Origin of the sequence: Citreicoccus inhibens, assembly GCF_019039035.1 — a bacterium.
GTDB lineage: Bacteria > Myxococcota > Myxococcia > Myxococcales > Myxococcaceae > Citreicoccus > Citreicoccus inhibens.
In genome coordinates this window covers 298,084-322,215 of sequence record NZ_JAHNZT010000005.1, presented here as the reverse complement: position 1 = coordinate 322,215, position 24,132 = coordinate 298,084, and the positions used below count along the sequence as shown (strand labels likewise).

Annotated in this window: 21 protein-coding genes; 10 read left to right on the top strand and 11 right to left on the bottom strand. The window is 70.3% G+C overall.

What is annotated here, in order from left to right; genetic code table 11:
* Nucleotides 1–9: 9 nt before the first annotated feature.
* Nucleotides 10–909, bottom strand: a complete 900-nt coding sequence (locus KRR26_RS09730; RefSeq protein ID WP_120204254.1) for a DUF2135 domain-containing protein — start codon at nt 907–909, stop codon at nt 10–12.
* Nucleotides 910–1,127: 218 nt separating this feature from the next.
* Entirely contained in the window at nt 1,128–1,541 is a 414-nt protein-coding gene (locus tag KRR26_RS09725; protein ID WP_120204253.1) for an arsenate reductase/protein-tyrosine-phosphatase family protein, read from the bottom strand.
* Nucleotides 1,542–1,809: 268 nt separating this feature from the next.
* Here KRR26_RS09725 and KRR26_RS09720 point away from each other — a divergent pair, with 268 nt between their 5' ends.
* Nucleotides 1,810–2,724, top strand: coding sequence for a TerC/Alx family metal homeostasis membrane protein (locus tag KRR26_RS09720; RefSeq protein WP_233576762.1), 915 nt, complete (start codon nt 1,810–1,812; stop codon nt 2,722–2,724).
* Nucleotides 2,725–2,730: 6 nt separating this feature from the next.
* Here KRR26_RS09720 and KRR26_RS09715 read toward each other — a convergent pair whose 3' ends face one another.
* Both KRR26_RS09715 and KRR26_RS09710 read right to left on the bottom strand, forming a co-directional pair.
* On the bottom strand, nt 2,731–3,612 hold the full coding sequence (locus KRR26_RS09715) for a hypothetical protein (RefSeq protein WP_120204251.1): 882 nt from the start codon (nt 3,610–3,612) through the stop codon (nt 2,731–2,733).
* 45 nt (nt 3,613–3,657) lie between these two features.
* Nucleotides 3,658–5,652, bottom strand: a complete 1,995-nt coding sequence (locus tag KRR26_RS09710; protein WP_233576761.1) for an ATP-binding protein — start codon at nt 5,650–5,652, stop codon at nt 3,658–3,660.
* Between the two features lie 350 nt (nt 5,653–6,002).
* Between KRR26_RS09710 and KRR26_RS09705 the strand changes: the two genes are divergently transcribed.
* On the top strand, nt 6,003–6,416 hold the full coding sequence (locus KRR26_RS09705; protein WP_217079665.1) for a hypothetical protein: 414 nt from the start codon (nt 6,003–6,005) through the stop codon (nt 6,414–6,416).
* A 2-nt stretch (nt 6,417–6,418) separates the two neighbouring features.
* A complete protein-coding gene (locus KRR26_RS09700; RefSeq protein WP_217079664.1) occupies nt 6,419–7,114 on the top strand; it encodes a hypothetical protein in 696 nt (231 codons plus the stop codon).
* 11 nt (nt 7,115–7,125) lie between these two features.
* Here KRR26_RS09700 and KRR26_RS09695 read toward each other — a convergent pair whose 3' ends face one another.
* Genes KRR26_RS09695 through KRR26_RS09685 form a run of 3 tightly spaced genes read right to left on the bottom strand, consistent with a single transcriptional unit; the run spans nt 7,126 to nt 11,462 of the window.
* Nucleotides 7,126–7,593 (bottom strand): thermonuclease family protein, encoded by a 468-nt coding sequence (locus tag KRR26_RS09695; protein ID WP_217079663.1) that lies wholly within the window; start codon nt 7,591–7,593, stop codon nt 7,126–7,128.
* Entirely contained in the window at nt 7,581–9,410 is a 1,830-nt protein-coding gene (locus tag KRR26_RS09690; protein WP_217079662.1) for a lamin tail domain-containing protein, read from the bottom strand. Before KRR26_RS09690 ends, KRR26_RS09695 begins: the two co-directional genes overlap by 13 nt.
* A gap of 21 nt (nt 9,411–9,431) precedes the next feature.
* The gene (locus tag KRR26_RS09685) at nt 9,432–11,462 is read right to left on the bottom strand and encodes a hypothetical protein (RefSeq protein ID WP_328707096.1); all 2,031 of its coding nucleotides are present in this window, start codon (nt 11,460–11,462) and stop codon (nt 9,432–9,434) included.
* A 180-nt stretch (nt 11,463–11,642) separates the two neighbouring features.
* Here KRR26_RS09685 and KRR26_RS09680 point away from each other — a divergent pair, with 180 nt between their 5' ends.
* A complete protein-coding gene (locus KRR26_RS09680) occupies nt 11,643–12,416 on the top strand; it encodes an alpha/beta hydrolase (RefSeq protein ID WP_217079661.1) in 774 nt (257 codons plus the stop codon).
* 10 nt (nt 12,417–12,426) lie between these two features.
* A complete protein-coding gene (locus tag KRR26_RS09675) occupies nt 12,427–12,999 on the top strand; it encodes a DUF2378 family protein (protein WP_217079660.1) in 573 nt (190 codons plus the stop codon).
* Nucleotides 13,000–13,002: 3 nt separating this feature from the next.
* On the opposite strand, the gene KRR26_RS09670 is transcribed toward KRR26_RS09675, so the two are convergent.
* Complete coding sequence (locus KRR26_RS09670) at nt 13,003–14,166, bottom strand: ATP-grasp domain-containing protein (RefSeq protein ID WP_217079659.1); 1,164 nt, start codon at nt 14,164–14,166, stop codon at nt 13,003–13,005.
* 93 nt (nt 14,167–14,259) lie between these two features.
* Nucleotides 14,260–14,532, bottom strand: a complete 273-nt coding sequence (locus KRR26_RS09665) for a LysR family transcriptional regulator (RefSeq protein ID WP_120204239.1) — start codon at nt 14,530–14,532, stop codon at nt 14,260–14,262.
* 102 nt (nt 14,533–14,634) lie between these two features.
* Between KRR26_RS09665 and map the strand changes: the two genes are divergently transcribed.
* Nucleotides 14,635–15,402 (top strand): type I methionyl aminopeptidase, encoded by a 768-nt coding sequence (map, locus tag KRR26_RS09660; protein ID WP_120204237.1) that lies wholly within the window; start codon nt 14,635–14,637, stop codon nt 15,400–15,402.
* 66 nt (nt 15,403–15,468) lie between these two features.
* Nucleotides 15,469–17,085 carry an NADP-dependent glyceraldehyde-3-phosphate dehydrogenase gene (locus KRR26_RS09655; RefSeq protein ID WP_120204235.1) on the top strand — a complete coding sequence of 539 codons (1,617 nt, stop codon included), beginning with the start codon at nt 15,469–15,471 and terminating at the stop codon, nt 17,083–17,085.
* 83 nt (nt 17,086–17,168) lie between these two features.
* Here KRR26_RS09655 and ettA read toward each other — a convergent pair whose 3' ends face one another.
* Complete coding sequence (ettA, locus tag KRR26_RS09650; protein WP_120204234.1) at nt 17,169–18,848, bottom strand: energy-dependent translational throttle protein EttA; 1,680 nt, start codon at nt 18,846–18,848, stop codon at nt 17,169–17,171.
* Between the two features lie 183 nt (nt 18,849–19,031).
* Here ettA and KRR26_RS09645 point away from each other — a divergent pair, with 183 nt between their 5' ends.
* The 3 genes from KRR26_RS09645 (at nt 19,032) to KRR26_RS09635 (ending at nt 22,565) form a co-directional block, all read left to right on the top strand.
* Entirely contained in the window at nt 19,032–19,976 is a 945-nt protein-coding gene (locus KRR26_RS09645) for an ABC transporter ATP-binding protein (RefSeq protein WP_120204232.1), read from the top strand.
* A gap of 32 nt (nt 19,977–20,008) precedes the next feature.
* Entirely contained in the window at nt 20,009–20,770 is a 762-nt protein-coding gene (locus KRR26_RS09640) for an ABC transporter permease (RefSeq protein ID WP_120204231.1), read from the top strand.
* Between the two features lie 118 nt (nt 20,771–20,888).
* On the top strand, nt 20,889–22,565 hold the full coding sequence (locus KRR26_RS09635) for a serine/threonine protein kinase (RefSeq protein WP_217079658.1): 1,677 nt from the start codon (nt 20,889–20,891) through the stop codon (nt 22,563–22,565).
* Between the two features lie 21 nt (nt 22,566–22,586).
* On the opposite strand, the gene KRR26_RS09630 is transcribed toward KRR26_RS09635, so the two are convergent.
* A complete protein-coding gene (locus tag KRR26_RS09630) occupies nt 22,587–24,017 on the bottom strand; it encodes a M20 family metallopeptidase (protein ID WP_120204226.1) in 1,431 nt (476 codons plus the stop codon).
* Between the last annotated feature and the right edge of the window lie 115 nt (nt 24,018–24,132).

Sequence of the window (24,132 nt, the reverse complement as noted above, 5' to 3'; positions counted from 1 at the left end):
GGCCCAGGCTCAGTAGTCGCCCTCGCCACCGGAGTCGCCGTTCGCCTGGATCGCCTTGAGCGCCGCATCCAGGTTGGTGGGCCAGCCGGAGCCCTGGGGCTTGGGGTCCTGCGAGGGCACGTAGGTCTCCGCCTGGCCGTCGCCCAGGATGTTCACCCACGCGAGCACACGGGTGGTGCCGGGCGTGGCCAACGGAATGCGCACCATGCGGCGAATCTCGTGCGGCGTGCCCTCGAACAGGACCAGGTTCAGCGTCGCCACGGTGTGCGCCTTGTCACCGCTGGGCCAGTAGTTGGTGGCGATGAGGTACACGCCCTTGGGCGGCGCGCGGTGGACGTAGAGGTACGGGCCGTAGGCGGGCTGATCGAAGTCACCGCCCTGCTCGTTGAGGAAGAAGGTGCCGCCGGACGGGCTCGCCGTGTTGGCCCAGTACACGTGGGCCATCGTCTTCACGTCGAGCGTGCTGCCCGACTCGCTCTTGTCCGTGGGCTCGTAGATGTGCAGGTCCGTGTACACGCCATCCGTGTCGCTCGTGAGGATGGCCTTGAGCGGCACCGAGGGGACCTGCGCGTAGCTGGTGGCCTGCGTGCGCGCCGTGCCGGCCTGATTCGTCGCCATCACCGTGACGACGTTCTTGCCGCTGGCCGCGGGGAACTTGCGGCTGAAGCGCCCGTTGTTCGTGCGCATCAAGTAGCGGTCGCCGTTGATGGAGACGACCACGGGGTCGATGGTGGTGTCGCTGAGCGTGCCCTCCACCAACATCATCCGGTCCACCGTCCAGCCTCCAGACGGAGCGGACAGACGGACGGTGGGCAAGGTCTTGCCCTTGCCAATGGGCACACCGTGCTGACGAGAAGGGGCCTCGGGCGCGGCTTGCGACAGGAGCACGGCGAGGAGGACAGGAAGCATCGCGGGGCTCATCCAGGTAGGCAAAAGGGCGACAGGAGCGTCGTCGAACGGACAGCGTGGGGCAGCACCGTCGCCCATTTCAAGCCGTCTGCCAACTGACTCCCGGCGGGCCGCTCGTGCCAGGTGAGTCCCGGACCGCACGGACCGAGGTCACCCAGCCACGCCCGCATCCAGGCGCGTGGCTGAGGCCCCACGGACCGTGGCGGCGCACGGCGGGTCTACGCGGGCGGACGCTCCCAGTCCTGCCCCTGGACCAGCCCCGCCACCATCGCGGCGATCTGATCGCGAATCTTCTGCACCTCATCCTGCGACTTGCCGGCGGGGTCCTCGAGCGGCCAGTCCACGCGCTGGAGCGCGGGCGGCGCGTTCGGGACAGGCCCGAACGTGCCCAGGGCGACGAGCATCAGCGCCTCGCGCGTCATCGCCTCCGTGAGCAGCTGCGGCTTCACGCTCGACAGGTCCACGCCGATGTCCGCCATGGCCGCCAGCACTTCCGGGCGCACCTTCTGGCCGGGCTCCGAGCCCGCCGACAGCGCACGCGCCTTCGTGGGGTCCGCCAGCAGATTGAAGAAGGCCGCCGCCATCTGGGAGCGACCCTCGTTGTGCACACACGCGAAGATGACAGTCTTCATCCGTACCGCCTCCAGAGGAGCGTTGGCAGTCATTGCGTCCCGCCCGTCCGTTCGAACTAGCACATCCAGCGCGAGTCCGGGCGTCGAAGGCAACGGAGCGTGAAACAACGTTTCAGAGCGTCGCTCCAACCATGAGTGCGTCATGCCCCACGGGGTGGGTGATGGTTCCAGGTGGACACTGCCCCGCTGAACATCCGACCAGCATGGGACCCGTCGCACCCTGGCTGTGCCTAGCTTCGCCGCCGACATGGAGCACACGCCGGCATGGATGTGGTGGGTCTTCTGGGCGCTGCTGCTCACGCTGCTCGGCGTGGATCTCCTCGCTCACAGGGGGAGCCGGGGACAATCCCGCGGGGCAGCCCTCGCGTGGACTGGAATCTGGGTGGCCGTGGGGCTGGCCTTCGGTGGCTTCGTGTGGGCCACGCGGGGCGGCGAGGCGGCCAGCACGTACCTGGCGGCCTGGCTCATCGAGAAGAGTCTGAGTCTGGACAACCTCTTCGTGTTCCTCGTCATCTTCCGAGGCCTCGGCGTCCCCCCCGCCCTGCAGCACCCGGTGCTCTTCCTGGGCATCTTCGGCGCGCTGGTGCTGCGCGCGGGCTTCATCTTCGCGGGCGCGGCGGCGCTGGAGCGCTGGTCCTGGGTGTCCTACGTCTTCGGCGCCATCCTGCTCGTCACCGCGTGGCGCGTGCTCCGCGAGGACCCCGCGAAGCAGGGCGACAGCCGCGCGGTGCAATGGCTGTCACGGCGCCTGCCGGTGACGCGGGAGCTGGAGGGCTCGCGCTTCGTGGTGAAGCGCGAGGGCCGCTGGTTGGCCACGCCGCTCTTCCTCGCGGTGGTGGGGCTGGAGGTGACGGACATCCTCTTCGCGGTGGACTCCGTGCCGGCCGCGTTCTCCGTCACCCACGACACGTTCCTGCTCTACAGCTCCAACGCCTTCGCCATCCTCGGCCTGCGCGCGCTCTACCTCGTCATCGCCGAGGCGGTGGGGTCGCTCGAGTACCTGCACTACGGGCTCGCGGGGGTGCTCGGCTTCGCGGGCCTGAAGATGCTGCTGGCCAGCTGGGTGGAAATCTCGCCGCTGCTCTCCGTGGCCCTCATCGTCGTGCTCCTGGGCGCCGCGGTGGGAGCCAGCCTCCGCCACGCACGGCGCCACCGCCCCACGCGGCGCGAGGCGGAGGCCTGAGCCGAGCTACTCCTTGTGCTCGGCGGTCGAGTCGTCGTCGGAGTCGTCCGAGTCGGCCTCGGTGGCCTCCTCGGAGCCCGAGCCCGGCATCGCGCCCGCGCCGTTCGCGGTGAACAGGTCAAAGGCCGGGTTGGCCACCTTGGCGATGCGCGCCTCCATCGGCTTCATGAGCGCGAGGTTGGCGGCCATCGTCGCGCGCTGCTCAGGGGACGCGCCGTTCTCCTGCGCCTCGTGCAAGTCATCGAGCTGCTCCTGGAGGCCCGCGCGCAGCTGCTCCGCCTGGGTGCGCGCCGCGCCGGTGAGCGAGTCACCCGCGAGGTCCTGGTCCAGCTTGGCCACCTGCTTCTCCAGGGCGGCGCGACCCTGGCGAGCCGCCTCCTCCTGGGCCGTGCCCATCGCGGTCACCAGGGTGGACACGTAGAGGGCCTGGGTGATGGTGGTGAACTCAGCGGGGGACATCTTCTGCTTCGTCAGGCCGGACACATAGGCCTCGCGGCAATCCGCCACCAGCCCCGACATGGCATTGGCCGCCTGGAGCAGCTCGGTCACGCCCGGCCGGTGTCCCTGGTCGCGCTTCGCCTCCAGCTCGTGGCTCTTCTCCGCGAAGGCCGCGTAGGCCGGCAGCGCGCCCTCGCGCACGGCGAGGTAGGCCTCCAGCCGCGCGGCGTCCAGCTTCAGGACCTGTCCGTCCGGCGGCGCGGTGAACGCGTAGGTCGTCTGGAGATGGGTCAGCGCCTCCTCCTGCTTCTGGAACCGCGCCGCCGCGGTCCCCAGGTTCGACGACTCCACGGCCTTCTTGCCCACCAGGAACAGGCCAATCCCCGCCATGAGGCCCAAGATGAGGAGCGCTCCACAGCCGATGCCGACGCCAATCAGGACCTTCTTCATGATTTCCCCCTCCCGGTAGGGAAGCGCTGACGTGAGGGGCCGTAGCTACCCGGGCTCGGAGTCCAGAGCAAGCCACGGGCCGGCCGGGAGCCCGGAGTCCAGGCGGCGCGGCAGCGCCACCCGGAAGGATGTGCCCTCTCGCTCGGTGGACCGGACCCGCACGGAGCCGCCATGCGCGTCCACCACGTGCTTCACGATGAACAGGCCGAGCCCCAGCCCATGCCCCTGGCTCGGCCCCTGGGCTCCTCCCGCGCGCTTGAGGGGCTCGAACAGGTGCGGCATCAGCTCGGGCGGGATGGACGGGCCCTGGTTGTGCACAGACAGCACCACGGACTGGGCCTCGCCTCGCGTGCGCACGAACACCGGGCACTGCGGGTAGCCGTACGACAGCGCGTTGTTCACCAGGTTGGTGATGACCTGCGCCAGTCGGTCGGCGTCCCACACCCCATGGCCATCCCCCAGGCACTCCACGTGCAGTCGCCGCGTGGGGTGCGCCAGCTGCACCTCCTCCATCACCTGGCGGACCAGGTCGTGCAGGTCCACGGGGCGCGGCTCCATGCGGATGCCACCGCCCAGCCGCGCCTGGGTGAAGTCGAGCACATCGCGCAGCATCCGCGCGGCGCGCGCGGCGCTGGAGCGAATGCGCGCCACGGCCTTGCGCCCGCGCTCGTCCAGCGTGTCCTGTCGCTCCAGCGTTCCCGCGGCCATGGTGATGGCGGAGATGGGGTTGCGCAGGTCATGCCCCACGATGCCGATGAGCAGCTGTTCGAACCCGGCCCGGCGCTTCGCCTCCTCCTCGGCGGCGCGGCGCTCGGTGATGTCCTGGAGCGCGCCCACCATGCGCACCGGCCGGGCCAGGGCGTCGCGCACCAGTCGGCCGCGGTCCTCGATGACGGCCCACGTGCCGTCCCCGCGCAGGAAGCGGTACTCGGCGTTCCAGTCCTCACCGCCTCCGTCGAGCACGGCGCGGAAGCCCTGGATGATGCGCTCGCGCTCGTCGGGATGGATGCGGCCGGTCCACCACTCCAGGCTCGCGGGCACCGAGCCCCAGTCCACGATGCGGAACACCCGGGGGGCCAGCTCGCTCCAGCGCATGATGCCGCTCATGGGGTCCCAATCCCAGATGACATCGCGGGTGGCCTGGGTGGCCAGGCGGTAGCGCGTCTCCGAGGCCCGCAGCTCCTCCTCCGCGCGCCGCCGGTCCGTGATGTCCACGGACAGGCCCGACACGCTCGTCACCTGCCCGTGGAGGCCACGCACCGGGGAGAAGCGCACCTCGAACCAGACATCGAAGAGCTTCAGCTCCGCGGTGAAGGACTCTCCCGCCAGCGCGCGCAGCGAGGCCTCGCGCACGTCCTCGCGCCCTTGGAAGATGTCGAAGATGGAGCACCCCAGCAGCGAGTGGGGATCCATCCCCACCGAGCGGACGCCCTCGCCCTCGAACAGCGTCATCACGCCCCGGGTGTCCATGGCCCACAGCACGATGGGCAGGTGGGTGAGCACGCGCGTGAGCTGCTCGCGGACCTCGTCCCGCTCTCGCTGGGCGCGCCGCGTCTCCAGCAGCTCATCCGCCGCGACCTGCGCCTCCTCGAGCCGCCGCGGCAGTCCGCCTCGCGCGAGGCCCGGCTCCGGCGGCTCGTTGTCCAGCGTGCGCGCCACGGCGTGCGCGAGGCTCGTGTCGATGGCTCGCGACAGCGCGCGGAACGCGGCCACGTCCACCACCTGATGCTCCTCCTCCAGGACATCCAGGACCACGTCACGCAGGAGGCCGTACTCGCGCACCAGCACCGCCGCGTCCGCGCCCGCCCGCGAGCGGACGCGGCCCTGCTCGCGAGTGAACGCCTCCACGGCCTCGAAGGCATCTGGGTCCCGCAGCGCCGCGAGCAGCGCGTCCATCAACCGCGGCAGGCCCACGTGCTGAGGCGGCGGACTGGCGCCGAGCAGCACGCGCACGCGCGCCTCCCAGCGGCGGAGGATGTCCGCGCGTCGCGCCTCGACCCGGTCGGCGAGTCCGTCGGAGGTCACCGCCCGCGGATTCACGGCGCGCCCTTTCTCCACGAGCACGACGCGGTCACCGGGGCCCGGTGACGCGCGCAGCCGCCTCTTGCCGCAGGAGTCTTCGTCACGCGACCTCGTCTCCCCCATGGCCTGCCCGAAGTGGATGGAAGATGGTCACGACCGCGCGGGCTTGGATACAGCCGCTGGGGCATGTGCGCACCCCATCCTCCTGACAGGCTCGGACACGAAAGGCTGCCACCCCACCGTGACACTTGCCAGCGAGCGCCACCCGTGCGGGTAGGCCGTGAAAGAGGCGACGTGTAGGTACACTGGGCTCCTACCCGGAGTCTGGGTCAGACTGCGGGGCCACACAGTGGCGGGAGATGCACACCATGGGACTGGCTGAACGCAGGGCCGCGAAGAAGTTCGAGGACACGCTCTATCCCCCTCTCAAGCAGCAGGTCGAGACCGCGGCGCACTTCGCCGTTCCCATTGACGTGAACTGGCAGAGCCTGGCGACCGACGAGCAGGCCCATCTGTACGACGAGTGCTGGCCCAAGGTGTTCTTCACTCCACTCACCGAGGCACTGGAGGGCATCACCACCGACGACATGGGGCGAGACGCTCTCAAGTCGGGACTCCATCGCATCGTCATCCGCAACACGGGTGGCATCTACTCAGCGAGTGGAGGCTTCGTGACCTTCGAGGGCGGCGTGCTGACGCTCGACCACGAGCCGTGCACCAACGTGGATGACATTCGCGATCGCCGTGATGCCATCCAGAAGACGCTGGAGAAGGCGCTCTAGCCATGGCCTCGGGCACGGACGTGCTGGCGCCCCTGGAGACATGGGGCACCTGGAGCGTGAGCGAGGTCCTCGAAGCCCTGGCCGCGCTGGCCGAGCGGCGCCGGGCAGGCCTGCCCGTGCGCCTGCCGTATGTGACGCTGCACCTGCGCAGCGGGAGGGACGCCGAGGGCTTCGTCCGTGACCTCGTGGAGACCCGGCACGGCCACACCATCGTGATGCACGTGCCAGGACATGACGCGCGCCTGCCCCGCGCGGACGCGACGTTCATCCCGGCCGCGGCGGTCGAGTCCCTCAGCGTGCACGAGGTCTCCGTGCTCGACATGGTGGACGCCGAGACCCCGGCCCCCACACCGCTCGCGGTGAAGCGAATCCTCGCCGCGCTGTCGGAGCGACTGGGCCGAGTGCTCGGGTCGCCCCTCCGAGTGGAGTGGGAACCCAGCACCGAGCCCGAGGACCCCAGCGATGCACATGCGCTCGCGTACCTCGCGGAGCGCTCCACCGAAGTGCTCGACACGCTCGCCATGAGCGCCGACTCTCGCGATGCCCTGCGCGCGAAGGTCCACCAGGTCCGCTTGCGCGTCGCCCGGGACTCCGCCGTGGCGCTCACCGACGGGACCCTGATGCTCACCACGGGCCATCGGCCGCGAGACTGGTTCACCCGCGCCGAGCTGTCCCGAGCCGTGGCGGCCTTGCTGTAGCGCCCCGGCCCTCATTTCCGACACACCTCGGGACACGCTGACCACAAGCCGAGGCCCGCGCGCCGGGCCTCGGCCTCCAGCGCCTTGAACTCGGCGCGCCGGGCCTTCCCCGCGGGAGGCACGAAGAGGACACATCCATAGCCGCGCTCCACCAACAGCGCGTTGACGTCGCGGCCGTCCACGGAGACATACGCGAGCCGCCGCCCATAGCGGTCCTCGCAGGCCTCGCCGTCGGACAGGTGCACCACGCGCCCCGCCACGAGGCTCCGATTGAACGCCTTCGCCTCCGCGCCATAACACTCGTGCGCGCCTCGGGTCGTCTCCGGCGTATCGACCAACAAGTAGCGAACCCGCTCGCCACCTTCGAGCACGAGCGTGTCTCCGTCGATGACCTCGGCGACCACGCCCGACCCAGGCCCGCAGGGCGAACCGCCACAGGCCGCGAGCCCCAACCCCAGCACGAGCATCACGGCGCGCATGCGACGTTCTCCCGGCCCGGCGTGCCCCGGTCTCCCGCGCCGTATCGCGCGCTCACCGGCGCGAGACAGAAGTTGCCCGGCACATCGTTCCCCACCGCGTCACGCACACCGGGCCGGAGCTGTGAGGCCACGCCCGGAGTCGCCGCGCTGGAGTACGCCACCATGTCGAGCATTCGCCCCTCGAGCGACAGCCGCAGCCAGTGCGCCCCCGCGCCGTTCACGAGGTTGAACCCGAAGGTCCCCAGCACCGCGGGCAACCCACCGTTGAGCGCGGCCTCCTCGCTGCGCGCGATGACGCCCAGACCTCCCGCCTTCAAGTTCAGACACAGCGGGGAAGACAGCAGGCTCGACCCACTCTCGCTGGAGAGCACCAGTCCGTTGAGGTCCACGTCGCGCAAGGCCAGGACCTCCACCCATTCCCCCACGGTGTCCGCGACCGCGCTGGGGTCCGCCATGAACTCCGTCACCACGAGCATGCCCGGGTCGGGACTCCGAAGCGCGCGGGCCCTCCCAGTCGTCCGGTCGATGCACGTCGGGCCCGTGATGCCCGCATCACTCCCCGCATCCGAGAGACCGGCATCCACGCCCGCATCCCCGGTGCCCTTCACCGAGCAGTCGCGGTTGGCACGTCCGGGAGTCCCCAAGTCACCGCGCGCACCGAAGGGCTCCGTGGCCCGGCACCACGCGTCTGGCGAGTCGTTGTCTCGCGCATTCGCACGCGAGGCAGACAACTGGACCGCGACGCCTTCCTCCGCGCCGCTCAATACGACGCCATCGATGAGCGTGTCACCGGAGCGGAGCCACACGCTCCCGCCCGCGTTGCGCAAGTCCATTCCGAATGTGGCCACCGGCGTGGGCAGTCCGCCATTCAGCGTGGCCTCCCGTTGTCGGGCCAGCACCGCGTACTCCCCCGCCGCGAGCGACAGACACCGCGACGACTCCAGCGTCGCCGCCGCCGAGTCCGTTCCCAGGCTCACGCCGTTGAGGTCCACGGGCTCGGTGGCGAGCACCTCCACCCACTCCCCCAAGGTGTCGTCCCCGCGAGGGTTCGCCATCACCTCGGTCAGCACCAGAGAACCGGGGCGAGGACGCAGCAGCGGGCGCGGCCCCACCGCTCCCGGTGGCACACAGGTCTCCCGCGTCCCGGCATCCACACCCCCATCGCGGATCAACCCTCCATCCGAGGTGCCTCCATCCGGAGCCGTCGAGGCACAGGGCTGGTTCGGCTCGCCAGGGCTCCCACGGAACCCTCGCGTGGCCGCGCCCGGCGCATCACACCAGCGCGAGGCGTCGTCATTCCCTTCGGCATCGGGCACCCACCGCCCGTCGTACGTCCGAGCCACCCCGGCCTTCGCGGGCGCGGAGAGCGACACCTCGTCCAGCACGCGCTCACCACACCGCAACCCGAGCACTCCACTGGCATTGCCCAAGCCCCCCAAGGCGTCACCGTACGCATGATCCACATGCTCCGGCAGCGGTCCTTCGCGCACGTCACCGAGCACGAGGTAGCCATTGGCCGGAATCACCACGGACTCCATGAAGGCATGGTCGCGCGCCTGCGAGCCATCCGCCCTCGCCGCATAGAGCGTCACCCCTCGCAGGTCCACGGCGGCTCGCGGCGTCGCATGAACCTCCACGTACTCGTGGCCGGTGTCCGGTCCCTCGGGGTCATTGAGGAACTCGGTGATGACCACGTCTCCAGGGAGCAAGCCCGCACAGACCTCACTCACCGCTCCCTCCTTCGCGCCTCCACATCCCATCCCCCACGCCAGCACCCAGGCCCCACCCACGCTCCCCATCAGACGCTTCACGCTCACGCACCTCTCCCACCAGCCGCGTCAGAAACGGCTCTCCCACTCCAGTTGGAACACATGCCGAGACACCGCCGTCGGCACTCGCTCTGTCCCTGCCTCGAGCTCCCACGCGTAGCGCGCTCGCACGGAGACCGCGCGATGCGCGTCCCATGCCACCTCCGTGCTGGCCCGGGTCGCGCGTTGAGGCCGAGTCCAACTCAGGCGCCCGCGCAGACGCAGGGACGCATGAGGCCGCAGCCGCAGGTCGAGCACGGCGCGCGTCTCATCACGGGCCTCGCTCGTCGCGGAGTCACGCGTGCGAGCCACACCGAGCTGCGCGGCCAGCGACACCGCGTCACCGAGCCTCGACTCCACACGCCCCGTGACACGCAGCCCCGCGTCCGCACAGGGCGCTCCGCCCGCGCGCTCGACACAGTCGCCCGATTCACCGACCCCCGAGTCCTGGTACTCCCCCCAGAGTGACGGCTGGAGCCACGAGACCTCGGTCCAGTCCACCCGTGCCGATGCGCGCAGTCGCACCGTTCCCGCGGTCCCCGGCGCCGCGCCATCTTCAGGGAGCGCCCACGCATCCACCTGACCTCGCGCGCGCCAACTCCTCCCGAGTCGCTGCACATAGCGCGCTCGCGCGCCCAGCTCATTGCGCGCGCGCGAGCCCTCCAGCGAATCCGCCCCCGCGGGCGCGCCGGTGTAGGGATTGGCGAAGCCCCGGGCGTAGTAACGCAGCAGCAACTCCAGCTCTTGCTCCTCCGCGGAGAGCACGGTGCGCTGCACCACGCCCACGCCACCCCCACCCTCGGGAGCGGAGTCGAAGCTGCGCGCCACCTCCAGGAAGAGGTCCACGGGCCCCGCCCCCACGGCCGCATCCACTCCCGCCGCGCCGAAGCCGCCGCCCATCGGGTAGCCCGCGCTGGGGCGGAAGTCGAGCGAGGCACCTTCGACGCTCCACACGGGACGCGCGCCCCACGCGGTCGCGCCCACCCGCACGCGCGAGGACCATCGCAGCGTCGCGTTGCCTCCTCCTGCCCACTCTCGGAATACGCCCGGCAACAGGCGCGCGCTCAGCGTGCCTTGCGGCGTCCGCTCCTTCTCCACCCAGACAGGCACCGCGGGACAGGACCTCCCCCTGCACGGCCCTGCCTCACGCAGCATGGAGGAGGACAGCGAGCGGGACTGATAGGAGCCGAACGCGGTCAACACCCCCTCCGCGCGCTCCCCCACGACACCTCGCACGGTGGCCGCCGCGCCCCGGAAGCCTTCGCTCCAACGAAAGTCCGGCGTGACTTCCTCCGCTTGGGACTCCGCGTCGCACGCGCCCGCGCCCAGGAAGCACCAACGTTCGGGAGCCCCCGCGCCACGGACCTCGTCATCCGGCACGAAGCCCTCGGGCGTGGGCAGCCCCGTCGTGTCCAGCGTGAGCCGCTGACCGAAGCCCAGTCGAAACGCGCCCACCAACACCCGCGCACGCGCGAACGTCCCCTGCACATAGAGCTTGGGGAGCACCACGGCCCGATGCGGAGGGCTCACGACGAGCACCTCTCGACGAGGCTCCCACGTGGGCGGCTCGAACCGACGGCGCGCGAGCGCGGCCAACAGCCCCACGCTCCATCCATCCGGGCTTCGCGCGCGTGCCTGGAGCGCGAGGGGCGGCATCAGCCGATCCGCCATCGCGAAGGCCGTCAGGAGCCGCACGTCTCCGGAGAAATGCGCGGGGCGCTCTCTTGTCCAATATGGCCGCAAGGTTCGCCGCTCGTCGTCGGAGAGCGCGGCGATGAGTCCTCCCGGCGCGGACGACTCCGCGCGCAGGAGCGCGTCCACGCGCGCGTACGTCAGCCCTGGCAACGCATACAGCCAGCCTCGCGTCGCGGACCGCGGATCCACCCCCGTGCGCCGCAGCAGGCGCAGCCCGTCCCATGCGTCCTCCGAGATGGCGCCGTCCTCGTCTTGGGACTCCAGCGCTCGCGCGTCGTCCGACTCGGGCGTGAGCACGTGCGGCGCCGCGTGCCCTCGGGACGCGGTGAACAGCAGCAACAATCCCAGGCAGAGGACCCAACGCACGCTCCGGCCCTCTGCAGGACCGAGACCACCCTTCCCTACAAGAAGGACCGCCGTGCGGGCATCCCGCCCGCGAAGCGAGCGTCCATGCGCGAGACGCGGACCGGGCCGACCGCGCCATCCATGTATGCTGGCGGGCACGCCACACGCAGCGACCGGGGTGCCCCCGGCCCGTGGCTCGCCATGGGATACGTCCACATCGTCCGAGACTTCCCCTCGACCCCGGAGGGCTTCCGCCGCACCGTGCGCATCTACACCCCGGACGGGTACGACGCCGCGGCCGAGCACCGCTTCCCGGTGCTCTACATGCACGACGGGCAGAACGTCTTCGCCCATCCCGAGTCCGCCCTCTTCGACACGTGGTGCGCCAACCTCGTGCTCGAATCGATGGTGAACGAGGGGCGCTCGGAGCCGTGGATCATCGTCGCGGTGGACTCGGGCACCGGCCGGCTCCAGGAGTACTCGCCCTGGGACGAGCCTCGCAGCGGCGTGAAGGCGCGCGGCGAGGCCTATGCGCGCTTCCTCGTGGAAGAGCTGAAGCCATACATCGACCGCACCTACCGCACGCGGCCCTCCGCCGAGTGGACCGCCACCATGGGCTCATCCCTCGGAGGACTGTTCTCGCTGTACCTGGGCCTGCGCTCGCCCGAGGTCTTCGGCCGCATCGGCGCGCTGTCCCCCACCGTGATGTGGAGCGGCAACCGCCTGTTCGACCAGTGGACGCAGCACAGCCGTCAATGGACGCGCATCTACCTGGACGCGGGCAGCCACGAGTTCATCCAGCCCGCGGGCGTGCCGCTCAACTACGGCGAGGCGACGCGCGACTTCTACTTCCACCTCAAGCGCCTGGGGTACGCGGACCACGAGCTGTTCCTCGTGCTGGAGCCCGGGGGTGGGCATCACGAGCGGGACTGGCAGCGGCGCCTGCCCTTTGCCTTGCGGTGGCTGCTGGGTTGAGGCGCCTCGAGTGAGCCCTCGCCGTCCGCTGCCCTACGAGCAGCGCCTCGTCTACGTCCAGGTGGTGGAGGGACTCCTCACGCACGGGCTCCAGGGCCGCGTGTCCCTGCGGCTCAAGGAGCGGCTGCGGCGCGCGGGCATCGACTTGGATCGCCCGCTGATGCCGGCCTACTCCGTCCCGCTGTGGATGTACTGCCTGTCCATCATCGTGGAGGAGACCCATCCCGACGTGCCGCCCGAGGAGGGCTATCGCCGGCTCGCCATCGCGCACGTGGAGGGCTACGGGCACACGCTCATCGGGCGCGCCTTGTACGGGGTGATGCGCCTGCTGGGACCGCATCGCTTCGTGCAACGCATCCCGCAGCTGCTGCGCGGCACGGACAACTACACGGAGGCGGACCTCACCGAGCGCGAGCCCACGCGGTACGAGCTGCGGCTCAACTCGAACCTGCCCATGCCGGGCTACACGGAGGCCCTGCTGGAGTCCATGCTGCGGCTGGGCGGCGCCACGTCTCCGCGCGTGACGAAGCTGCACGCCGACGCGGACAGCACCCTCTTCGCGCTGTGCTGGCAGGAGCGCTGAGCGTCAGGGCGTGGCCTGGATGAAGCGCGCCGCCGCGTGCATGGCCTCCAGGTCCGCGTGCCGGGTCAGGTACATCTCGTTGCCCAGGAGGCTGTGGTAGACGGCCGGCAGCTCGCGGTGCAGCAGCAGCTCACGCCCCAGGTGCTCAACGATTTGCGCGTGCGAGTGCAGGTACTTCCGCTCGGCGCGCCGCGCGCTGTGACACACGTGGAAGCGCGGCGTGTAGCGGAAGTCTCCCACGGGGTCTCCCGTCACCACGCGAGCCCAGAGCCGGTACACGTCGATGTCGCACGTGTAGTTCATCATGTCCGTCATGAAGCCGCCCGGTGGACGCAGGTTGGCCTCCAGCGCCACGAAGCGCCCGTCCGGCAGACGGAAGAACTCCAGGTGGAACCAGCGCTCACGCAGCCCGAACGCCGCCACCACCTGCCGGCCCAACACGTCCAGAGCCGGAGGAATCTCCTGGAGGCTCCAGAACGAGATGTCGCGCTGCTCCAGCACCGTCTCCATGCCCCCATCGCTGTATTGATGGCTGAGCGCGAAGACGATGGCGCCGTGACGGTCCACGATGCCGTCGTACGTGACGATGGTGCCGCGAACGAAGGGCTGCGCCACGTATGACGTAGGCAACGGCTGCGCGAGCGCGGTGTCGACCTCGGCGTCGCGGGTGACCTTGAACGTGTGCGCGGCGCCCACGCCCACGTCCGGCTTGAGCACCAGCGGATAGCCCACGCGCGCGGCGAAGGACTTCACCTGCTCGGCGTCGCGCACGCGCTCCAGGTCGGGGTGCGCCACGCCCGCCTCGCGGAACACCTCCGCCATGCCCGACTTGGAGCGCAGCCGCGCCATCGCCTCGGGCAAGAGCCCGGGCACATGGAAGTCCTCGCGCAGCCGCGCCTCGGCCTCCAGCCAGGACTCGTTGAGGGACTCGATGCGATGGATGCGCCCGTGGCGCCACGTCAGATAGCCCGTGGCGCGCAGCAGCGCGTCGTCATCGTGGAGGGTGGGGACCAAGAAGTACTCGCGCATCGCCTCGCGCAGCTCGGGGCGCAGCGAGTCGTAGGGCGCGTCCCCAATGCCGAGCACGGTGACGCCACGCTCGCGCAAGGCGGAGACGAAGTGGAAGTAGTGGGGCGGGAACTGGGGGGAGATGAAGACGAAGTTCATGGCTCCTGTCGGGCGCGACCCGCTCCGCCACCATAGCGCGCTCCAAGCGCGGCCTGAACGCCACGGGCCGCCGCGGCGCGACAGCCCACCCCGTCAATCGCGCCGCGGCGCGAGGTCCTTCACCGAACTCACCGCCACGTCCACCTCCGCGAGGATGCGGCGCGCGTGCGAGAGGAACACCTCGCCCGCGGGCAGTAGGCGCATGCCACGCGGAACGCGCTCGAACAGGCGCGTGCCCAGCTCGTCCTCCAGCGCGAGGATGTGGCGGCTGAGGGGTGGCTGGGTGAGGTGGAGCCGGCGCGCGGCGCGTCCCACGTGCCCCTCCTCGGCCACCGCGACGAAGGATTGCAGGTGCGTGATGCTCACGGGCGCAAGGCTAGCCCGAGCCGCGCCCGCCTCGCACGCCCCGCCGGCGTCATGCCGAGACAGCATTGGACCGCTCAACACAGCGGGTGCCACCTTGCCCGCATGAACATCCCCCTCTTCAAGGGACAGGAGCTGGAGCGCATCCGCCGCGCGAGCGAGGCCGCCGCCCGGACGCTGACCCACGTGGCGGAGCGCCTCACCCCGGGCATCACCACGGCGGACATCGACGCGTGGGTGCGCGAGGACACGGCGCGGCGCCAGGGCACGCCCAGCCAGTTGGGCTACAAGGGCTTCCCCGCCTCGGTGTGCACCAGCCGCAACCAGGTGGTGTGCCACGGCGTCCCGCGCGCGGACGAGCAGCTTGGGCTCGGGGACATCATCAACGTGGACGTCACCACGTGCCTGGAGGGCTACCACGGAGACTGCTCCGCCACGTTCTGCGTGGGCGAGGTCTCCGAGGACGCGCGCCACATCGTGGACGTGGCGCGACGGTGCCGTGACGCGGGCATCGCCGTGCTGCGACACGGCGTCCGCATGGGCGACGTGGGCGCCGCCATCGATGAGCTGGCGCGCGCGGAGGGATGCAGCGTGGTGGAAGAGTTCGGGGGACACGGCATCGGCCGGAGCATGCACGGCCCGCCGCAGGTGTCCCACGTGGGGCGCCGGGGCACGGGCATCACGCTGCGCTCGGGCATGGTGCTCACCATCGAACCCATGGTGAACCTGGGGCGCCCGGACATCCGCATCCTCCCCGACGGCTGGACGGTGGTGACGGCGGACGGGAGCCTCTCGGCCCAGTTCGAGCACACCGTGCTCATCACCCGCGACGGCTGCGAAATCCTCACGGGCCCGGTGCCTCCCGTGACGTGAGGCCGCAAGTTCCCCGGCGGGAAAAACAGGCGGGTCGTACATTGGGCCTCGATGAAAGGACCCGCGATGACGTCACTGGATGAGCTGTTCCCTTCCGACGCGCAGATTCCCGAGGCCGTGCGACTGCCGGCCTACCTCGAGCAGCGGGAGTACCTGGTGGACGGAGAGCTGCGCCGCTGGGAGGGCGAGCTCAACCCGGTGCAGAGCCCCGTCTACGTGCGCACCGAGCAGGGCCCGCAGCCCCGCGTGATTGGCGCCACGCCGCTGCTCACCTCGCGCGAGTCCCTGGCGGCCCTGGACGCGGCGGTGAAGGCGTATGACCTGGGGCGCGGCGTCTGGCCCACGCTGCGAGTGGCCCAGCGCATCGAGCACGTGGAGCGCTTCCTCGCGGCCATGCGCCAGCAGCGCACCCCGGTCGTCAACCTGCTCATGTGGGAGATTGGCAAGACGCAGGGCGACTCGGAGAAGGAGTTCGACCGCACGGTGGACCTCATCGTCGAGACCATCCGCGCGCTCAAGGAGCTGGACCGCACCTCATCCCGCTTCGTCCAGGAGCAGGGCATCATGGCGCAGATTCGCCGGGCGCCCATGGGCGTGGCCCTGTGCATGGGCCCGTACAACTACCCGCTCAATGAGACATTCAGCACGCTGTTCCCCGCGCTGCTCATGGGCAACACCGTCGTGTTCAAGCCCGCCAAGTTCGGCGTGCTGCTCATCCAGCCGCTGCTGACCGCGTTCCGCGACTGCTTCCCGCCAGGCGTCATCAACATCATCTACGGCAAGGGCCGCGAGACGGTGGGCGCGCTGATGGAGAGCGGCAAGGTGGACGTGTTCGCGTTCATCGGCACCAACAAGGGCGCCAGCGAGCTCAAGCGCATGCACCCGCGCCCGCATCGGCTCAAGGCCGTGCTCGGCCTGGACGCGAAGAACCCGGCCATCATCCTGGAGGACGCGGACCTCGACAACGCGGTGAAGGAGTGCGTCACCGGAACGTTGTCGTTCAATGGCCAGCGCTGCACCGCGCTCAAGCTGCTGATGGTCCACCGCAGCATCGTGGGGCCCTTCCTGGAGCGCTTCACCGCCGCCGTGGAGAAGCTCAAGCCCGGCATGCCGTGGGAGCCGGGCGTCTCCATCACCCCGCTGCCCGAGCCCGGCAAGGCCACGTACCTCCAGGGGCTCGTGGATGACGCGGTGGCCAAGGGCGCGCGCATCGTGAACGCACGCGGCGGTCAGTCCGCCCGCTCGTTCTACGCGCCCACCATCGTGTACCCGGTGACGGGCGACATGCGGCTCGCGACCGAGGAGCAGTTCGGGCCCGTGGTGCCGGTGATGGTCTTCGACGACGAGGACGAGGTGGTGAAGTTGGTGGTCAACTCCAGCTTCGGTCAGCAGCTCAGCCTGTTCGGGCGGGACTCGGCGCGCATCGGCCGGCTCATCGACGCGTTCTCCAACCAGGTGGGCCGCATCAACATCAACTGCCAGTGCCAGCGCGGCCCGGACACGTTCCCCTTCAACGGCCGGAAGGACTCGGCCGAGGGCACGCTCTCCGTGGCGGACGCGCTGCGCGTCTTCTCCATCCGCACGCTCGTGGCGGCGAAGACGACGCCCGACAACACCGCGCTCGTGCAGTCCATCCTCACGCGGCACGAGTCGTCATTCCTCACCACCGACTTCCTCTTCTAGTCGGAGGCCGGCCGGCTCCCTTGAAACAAGGAGCCGGCGGGGAGCCGGCTCCCACGCGACGGGGGAGCCGGCGTCACCTCGCCTCAGTTCTTGTTGAGCGGGCGGTAGCGGATGCGGTGCGGCTCCAGCGCGTCGGGGCCCAGGCGCTTCTTCTTGTCCGCCTCGTAGTCTTCGAAGTTGCCCTCGAAGAAGAACGCCTTGCTGTCGCCCTCGAACGCGAGGATGTGCGTGGCGATGCGGTCGAGGAACCAGCGGTCGTGGCTGATGACCACCGCGCAGCCCGCGAAGTTGAGCAGCGCGTCCTCCAGGCTGCGCAGCGTCTCCACGTCCAGGTCGTTGGTGGGCTCGTCCAACAGGAGCAGGTTGCCGCCCGCCTTGAGCATCTTCGCCAGGTGCACGCGGTTGCGCTCACCGCCGGAGAGGTCCTTCACGCGCTTCTGCTGGTCCTGCCCCTTGAACGCGAAGCCCGCCAGGTAGGCGCGGCTGGGCACCTGCCCCGCCTTGCCCAGGTCCAGGTGGTCCAAGCCGCCGCTGACCTCCTGGAACACCGTCTGGTCGCCGTTGAGCGCGTCGCGGCTCTGGTCCACGTAGGCCATCACCACCGTCTCGCCCACGCGCAGCTCGCCCGCGTCCGGCTTCTCCACGCCCGTCATCATGCGGAACAGCGTCGTCTTGCCGGCGCCGTTGGGGCCAATCACGCCCACGATTCCGCCGGGGGGCAGCTTGAAGTTCAGCTCGTCGATGAGGAGCCGCTCGCCGTACGCCTTGCGCAGCCCCTTGGCCTCCACCACCAGCCCGCCCAGCTTGGGCCCGGGCGGGATGATGACCTCGCCCGTGGCGTCGCGCTTGTCCTGCGTCTGGTTGAGCAGGTCCTCGTACGCGGAGATGCGGGCCTTGCTCTTGGCCTGACGCGCCTTGGGCGACGCGCGCACCCACTCCAGCTCGCGCTTGAGCGTCTTCTGCCGGTGGCTCTCCGACTTCTCCTCCAGCTCCAGGCGCTTCTGCTTCTGGTCCAGCCAGCTGGAGTAGTTGCCCTTCCAGGGCACGCCCTCGCCGCGGTCCAGCTCCAGAATCCACTCGGCCACGTTGTCGAGGAAGTACCGGTCGTGGGTGATGCAGACGATGGTGCCCTTGTACTCCTTGAGCGCCTGCTCCAGCCACGCGACGCTCTCCGCGTCCAGGTGGTTGGTGGGCTCGTCCAGCAGGAGCAGGTCCGGCTTCTCCAGGAGGATGCGGCAGAGCGCCACGCGGCGCTTCTCACCGCCGGACAGCCTGGACACATCCGCGTCGCCGGGCGGCAGCCGCAGCGCGTCCATGGCCATCTCCAGCGTGCGGTCCAACTCCCAGCCGTTGCTCGCGTCGATGGCGTCCTGGAGGCGGCCCTGCTCGGCGAGCAGCTTCTCCATCTCCTCGTCGCTCATGGGCTCGGCGAACCTGGCGCTCACCTCGTTGAAGCGGTCCAACGCGGCGCGGATCTCCTTCAGGCCCAGCTCCACGTTCCCCTTCACGGTCAGCGTGGGGTCGAGCTGCGGCTCCTGCGGCAGGTAACCCACCTTCGCGGTGGGGTCCGGCTTCGCGATGCCGAAGAACTCCGTGTCCACGCCGGCCATGATGCGCAGCAGCGTGGACTTGCCGGAGCCGTTGGGACCGATGACGCCAATCTTCGCGCCCGGGAAGAACGACAGGTAGATGCCCTTGAGAATCTCCTTGCTGTTCTTGACCTTGCGCAGGTCCTGCATCGTGAAGATGAAGTTCTGGGCCATCGCGGCTCTGCCTGTCTCCGGAGGGTTGGGGGACCTGCGGATACTAGGGAGGGCCAGCGGGCGCAAGACGGGACCTCGCGACCCCGCCACGCCTCGGACAGTCCCCGCTGACCCGAGGGGCGCGGTGCGTTGGCGCACTCTGCCCTGACGCCTGGGCGCCAGGGTGTTAGAGGAAGCGGCGCCATGTCCGAGCCTCCTTCTCCCGCCCTGGAGCTCCAGGGTCTCTCCAAGCGGTACGGCAACTTCACCGCGCTCCAGTCGGTGGACCTCTCCATCCGCCCCGGCGAAATCTTCGCGCTCCTGGGGCCCAACGGCGCCGGCAAGACGACGCTCATCGGCAGCGTGTGTGGCCTGGTGCGCAAGACCGCAGGGACCATCCGCGTCTTCGGCCGGGACCTGGACGCGGACCCGGTAGGCCCGCGCTACGAACTGGGGCTGGTGCCGCAGGAGATCAACTTCGACCCGTTCTTCACCGTGGCCGAGTCCCTGCGCATCCAGCAGGGCTACTACGGCCGCCCGCGCGACGACGCCCGCGTGGACGAGGTGCTCACCGCGCTCAACCTCCAGGGCAAGAAGGACTCGCTGACCCGCGCCCTGTCGGGCGGCATGAAGCGCCGGCTGCTCATCGCCAAGGCGCTGGTGCACAAGCCGCGGCTCGTCTTCCTGGACGAGCCCACCGCGGGCGTGGACGTGGAGCTGCGGCGCGACCTCTGGACGTACGTGCGCAAGCTCGCGTCCGAGGGCACCACCATCGTGCTCACCACGCACTACCTGGAAGAGGCCGAGGAGCTGGCGGACCGCGTGGGCATCATCAACGAGGGACGCCTGCTGATGGTGGAGGACAAGGCCGCGCTCCTGCGCCGCTTCGGCGAGAAGCGCCTGGTGGTGACGTTCGCCACGCCGCTGCCCGCGCTGCCCGAGGCGGGTCAGCGCTTCGCCGCGCGCCTGTCCGACGACGGCCGCACGCTGACCTACGTGGAGCGCGATGGCTGCGCGCCCGCGGGGGACCTGCTCCGCGCGCTGTACGCGGCCGGGCTGCCCATCGCGGACGTGGAGACGCGCCGCTCCCGCCTGGAGGACGTGCTCATCGAAGTGCTGCGGGGCCGCCCCTCCGCCTCCGCCGCCTGAACACCCCTTTCGCGCGAAAGTCCTCCGCCGCCATGAACGTCCTTGGGATGCAGACGCTGTTCGTGAAGGAGGTCCGGCGCTTCATGCGCGTGCCGGGCCAGACCGTCCTCTCACCCCTCATCAGCACCACGCTCTATTTCATCGTCTTCGGCTACTCCATCTCCGGCCGCGTCCACGAGGTGGAGGGCCAGCCCTACCTGCACTTCATCGTGCCGGGGCTCGTCTTCCTGGGCATCGCCAACAACGCGTTCCTCAACAGCAGCTCGTCGCTGTTCATCACCAAGATTCAGGGCACGGTGGTGGACCTGCTCGTCGCGCCGCTGGGGCCCGGTGAGCTGATGGCCGGCTTCATCGGCGGCGCCATGGTGCGCGGGCTCGTGGTGGGCGGGCTCACGTGGGCGGTCGCCGCGCTCTTCTCCGGCTTCAGCCTGGAGCACGCGCTGGTGACGGCCTACTTCCTGTTCATCTCCAGCTACGTCTTCAGCGTGCTGGGCATGCTCGCGGCCATCTGGGCGGAGAAGTTCGAGCAGATCAACTTCTTCCCCACCTTCGTCATGCTGCCGCTCACGTTCCTCGGCGGCGTCTTCTATTCCGTGCGCGAGCTGCCCTCGCCGTGGAACACCATCAGCCTCTTCAACCCCATGGTCTACATGGTGGAGGGGTTGCGCTACGGCATGCTGGGCTCCAGCATCTTCTCGCCCGTGGTGGGCGGCGCCATCCTCGCCGTCGTGGCGGCGGTGGCCACCGGGGTCGTCTACGTCGTGCTGCGCTCCGGCTACCGCATGAAGGCTTGACGCGCGCCCGCCCCCGCTCCGCCACGGCGCGGGGGCGCACAGCAGGTCACATTCGAGCCGCCCTCACCACCTCTGTATTTCCCGTCCGGTGAGAAAGAGGGATATCCTCCGGTGGCTCATGGCGGTGCCTTTCGGGAAGTACGAACTGCTGCGAAAAATCGCCTCCGGCGGGATGGGCCAGGTGTTCCTGGCGCGTGAGCACGGAACAGGCTTCGAACGCCTGGTCGTGCTCAAGCTCATCCTCCCGCACCTGGCCGAGGACGAAGAGTTCCTCGACATGTTCCTGGAGGAAGCGCGACTGGTGGCGCGCCTGTCCCACCCCAACCTCATCACCATTCTCGACCTCACGGAGATTGAAGGCCGGCACTGCCTGGCCATGGAGTACGTGCAGGGCGAGGACGTGCGCCGGCTGGACAAGTTCGCGCGCGCGCAGAACCGGCCGCTCCCCATGGGGCTGGTGCTGCGCGTCATCGCGGATGCGGCGGCGGGCTTGTCCTACGCGCACAACGCGCGTGACGCGCAAGGCCAGCCGCTGCGGCTGGTGCACCGCGACGTGTCACCGCAGAACGTGTTGGTCGGCTTCGACGGTGGCGTGAAGGTCATCGACTTCGGCGTGGCCAAGGCGGCCACCAGTGGCCAGCAGACGGCCACCGGCGTGCTGAAGGGCAAGTACCCGTACATGTCACCCGAGCAGGCCAGCGGCCTGTCCGTGGACGCGCGCAGCGACCAGTTCGCGCTCGGCGTGGTGATGTGGGAGCTGCTCACGGGCAAGCGGCTCTTCAAGGGCGAGTCGGACCTGATGACGCTGCGTCTGGTGAAAGACTGCCAGGTGCCACCGCCGTCGCAGCTCAACCCGGCGGTGCCCGCGAGCCTGGACGCCATCGTGCTCAAGGCGCTCGCGCCCACCGCGGACGGACGCTACGCGGACTGCGCCGCGTTCCGGTTGGCGCTGGAGGACTACGCGCTCAACGAGCGGCTGCCCTCCAGCAGCGCGCACCTGGCCGCGTACCTGCGCGAGCTGTACACGGACCGCATCACGAAGGAGGCGGATCCGGCGACGTTGGACCAGCTCGCCGAGGACGCGGACCTCGACTCGCGCTCCAACTCGTCGCGCAGCGGCGTGCCCAGCGCGATGCCGCGCCCCACGAACTCGCGCGCCGTGCCCCGGCCCGTGGGCGTGCCCTCCACCACGCGCTCGCGGCAATCGACCCCGCCGCAGGCTCCGCCACCCGCGGCGCCCGCCCCGGGGAAGGAGGGCACGCGAGGGACCGCGCGCCTGCCTCGGCCGGACTTCGAGTCGCGCAAGCCGCGGTGGCTGCCGGTGGCCGCGGGGGGCGCCGCGCTGGTGCTGGCGGGCGCGGCGGTGCTGATGCTGCGCGAGCCCGCGGGCGCGGCGAGCGTGACGCCTCCGCCCCTTCCGCAGGCCCAGGCGCAGGTCCCCACGGCTCCGGTGGAGCAGGTCCCCGTGAAGCCGGAGGTGGAGCAGCCCGCTCGGCCCGAGACGCCGGAGTCCGTCTCGCTGCTCGTGACGAGCGAGCCTCCTGGCGCCGCGGTGCAGGTGGCGGGCGAGGCGCATGGGAACACGCCCGTGCAGCTCCCGATGGTGCCCGGCGCGCCCGCGGTGCAGGTCACGGTGGCGCTCAACGGCTACGAGCCGGTGACGCGGCTGGTGTCCGCCGCGGACGCGCCCCAGGTCCGGGTGGAGCTGCCGCGCCGCGCGGTGAAGCCGCCCGGCGGCGGAACGAAGCGCACACCGGGCACGGGTCCTTCGCTCGGCATCAAGACGGGGCGCTGACGCCCCGTCTCGGTTGCCGCGCTAGCGCTTGAAGTGGTCGGCGAGCACGCTCGCCACGCTGGCGGTGAGCTTCTTGCCGGTGGGGATGTGCAGGAACTCGTTGGGGCCGTGCGCGTTGCTGGACGGCCCCAACACGCCGGTGATGAGGAACTGCGCCTCCGGGAAGCGCTCGCCCAGCATCCCCATGAACGGGATGGAGCCACCCTCGCCCATGGCCATGGCCGGCTTGCCGAAGCAGTTCGTGGAGGCGGTCTGCACCGCGCGCGACAGCCAGGGCGCCAGCGGCGGCGCCTCCCAACCCGCGCCGGCCTTCTCCCCCTCGAACGTCACCTTCGCGCCGTAGGGCGGCTCCTTCTCCAGCGCGTTCTTCAGCGCCTGCGTGGCCGCCTTGGAGTCCACGCGCGGCGGGATGCGCATGGACAGCTTCACCGCGGTGTAGGGCCGCAGCACGTTGCCGGCGTTCGCCAGCGACGGCATGCCCTCGATGCCCGTCAACGACAGCGCGGGACGCCACGTGCGGTTGAGCACCAGCTCCGTGCCGTCCTCCGTCACCGGGCGCGCGCCCTTCACCCAGGGGAACTTCTCGTACACCTCGCCGCCCAGGGACTCGGCCGCGGCGCGAGCCTGGTCACGGCGCTCCTGCGGAATCTCCGTGTGCAGCGCGTCCAGGAGGATGCGGCCCGTCTTCTCGTCCTCCACGCGCGACAGCACCTGCCGCATGATGCGGAACGAAGAGGCCGCCACGCCGCTGGCGTCTCCCGAGTGCACGCCCTCGGTGAGGATGTCCACGCGCAGGTTGCCGCCCACCAGGCCGCGGAGGCTGGTGGTCATCCACAGCTGCTCGTAGTTGGCGCAGCCCGAGTCCAGGCACACCACCAGCGAGGGCTTGCCGATGCGCGGCGCCAGCGCCTCGATGTACGCGGGCAGGTCGTAGCTGCCGCTCTCCTCGCACGCCTCGATGACCACCACGCAGCGCGCGTGCGGCAGGCCCTGCTCCTTCAGCAGGCGGATGGCCGCGAGCGACGCGAAGGCTGAGTAGCCGTCATCCGCGCCGCCTCGGCCGAAGAGCTTGTCGCCCTCGCGCACGGGGGTCCACGGCGAGAGCCCCTCGCGCCAGCCCACCATCTCCGGCTGCTTGTCCAGGTGGCCGTACAGCAGCACGGTGTCATCCGAGCGCGCGCCGGGAACCTCCATGTAGATGACGGGCGTGCGGTCCTTGCCGTCCGGCGTCTTGAGGCGCACCACCTCCACCGTCAACCCCGGCAGGTGCGCCGCCTGCGCGCGGCACCACTCCGAGATGAGCTGCACCGCCGCCTCCATGTGACCGGAGCGGACCCAATCCGGGTCGAACGAGGGCGACTTGTTGGGGATGCGGATGTAGCGCTCCAGGGCAGGAATGATTTCCTGCTCCCAGATGCGATCGGACGTAGCGAGAGCGGTGTTCACGTTCATGGCGGCGGCATGCTGTGCACGGGCTCGCTTCCGTGTCGATTGGAACGCGTCACCGAGCCCCAGAAAGTAAAGCATTCCGCTCCATCCCGGCCGCCCGGAGCACGAGCGACCCGGC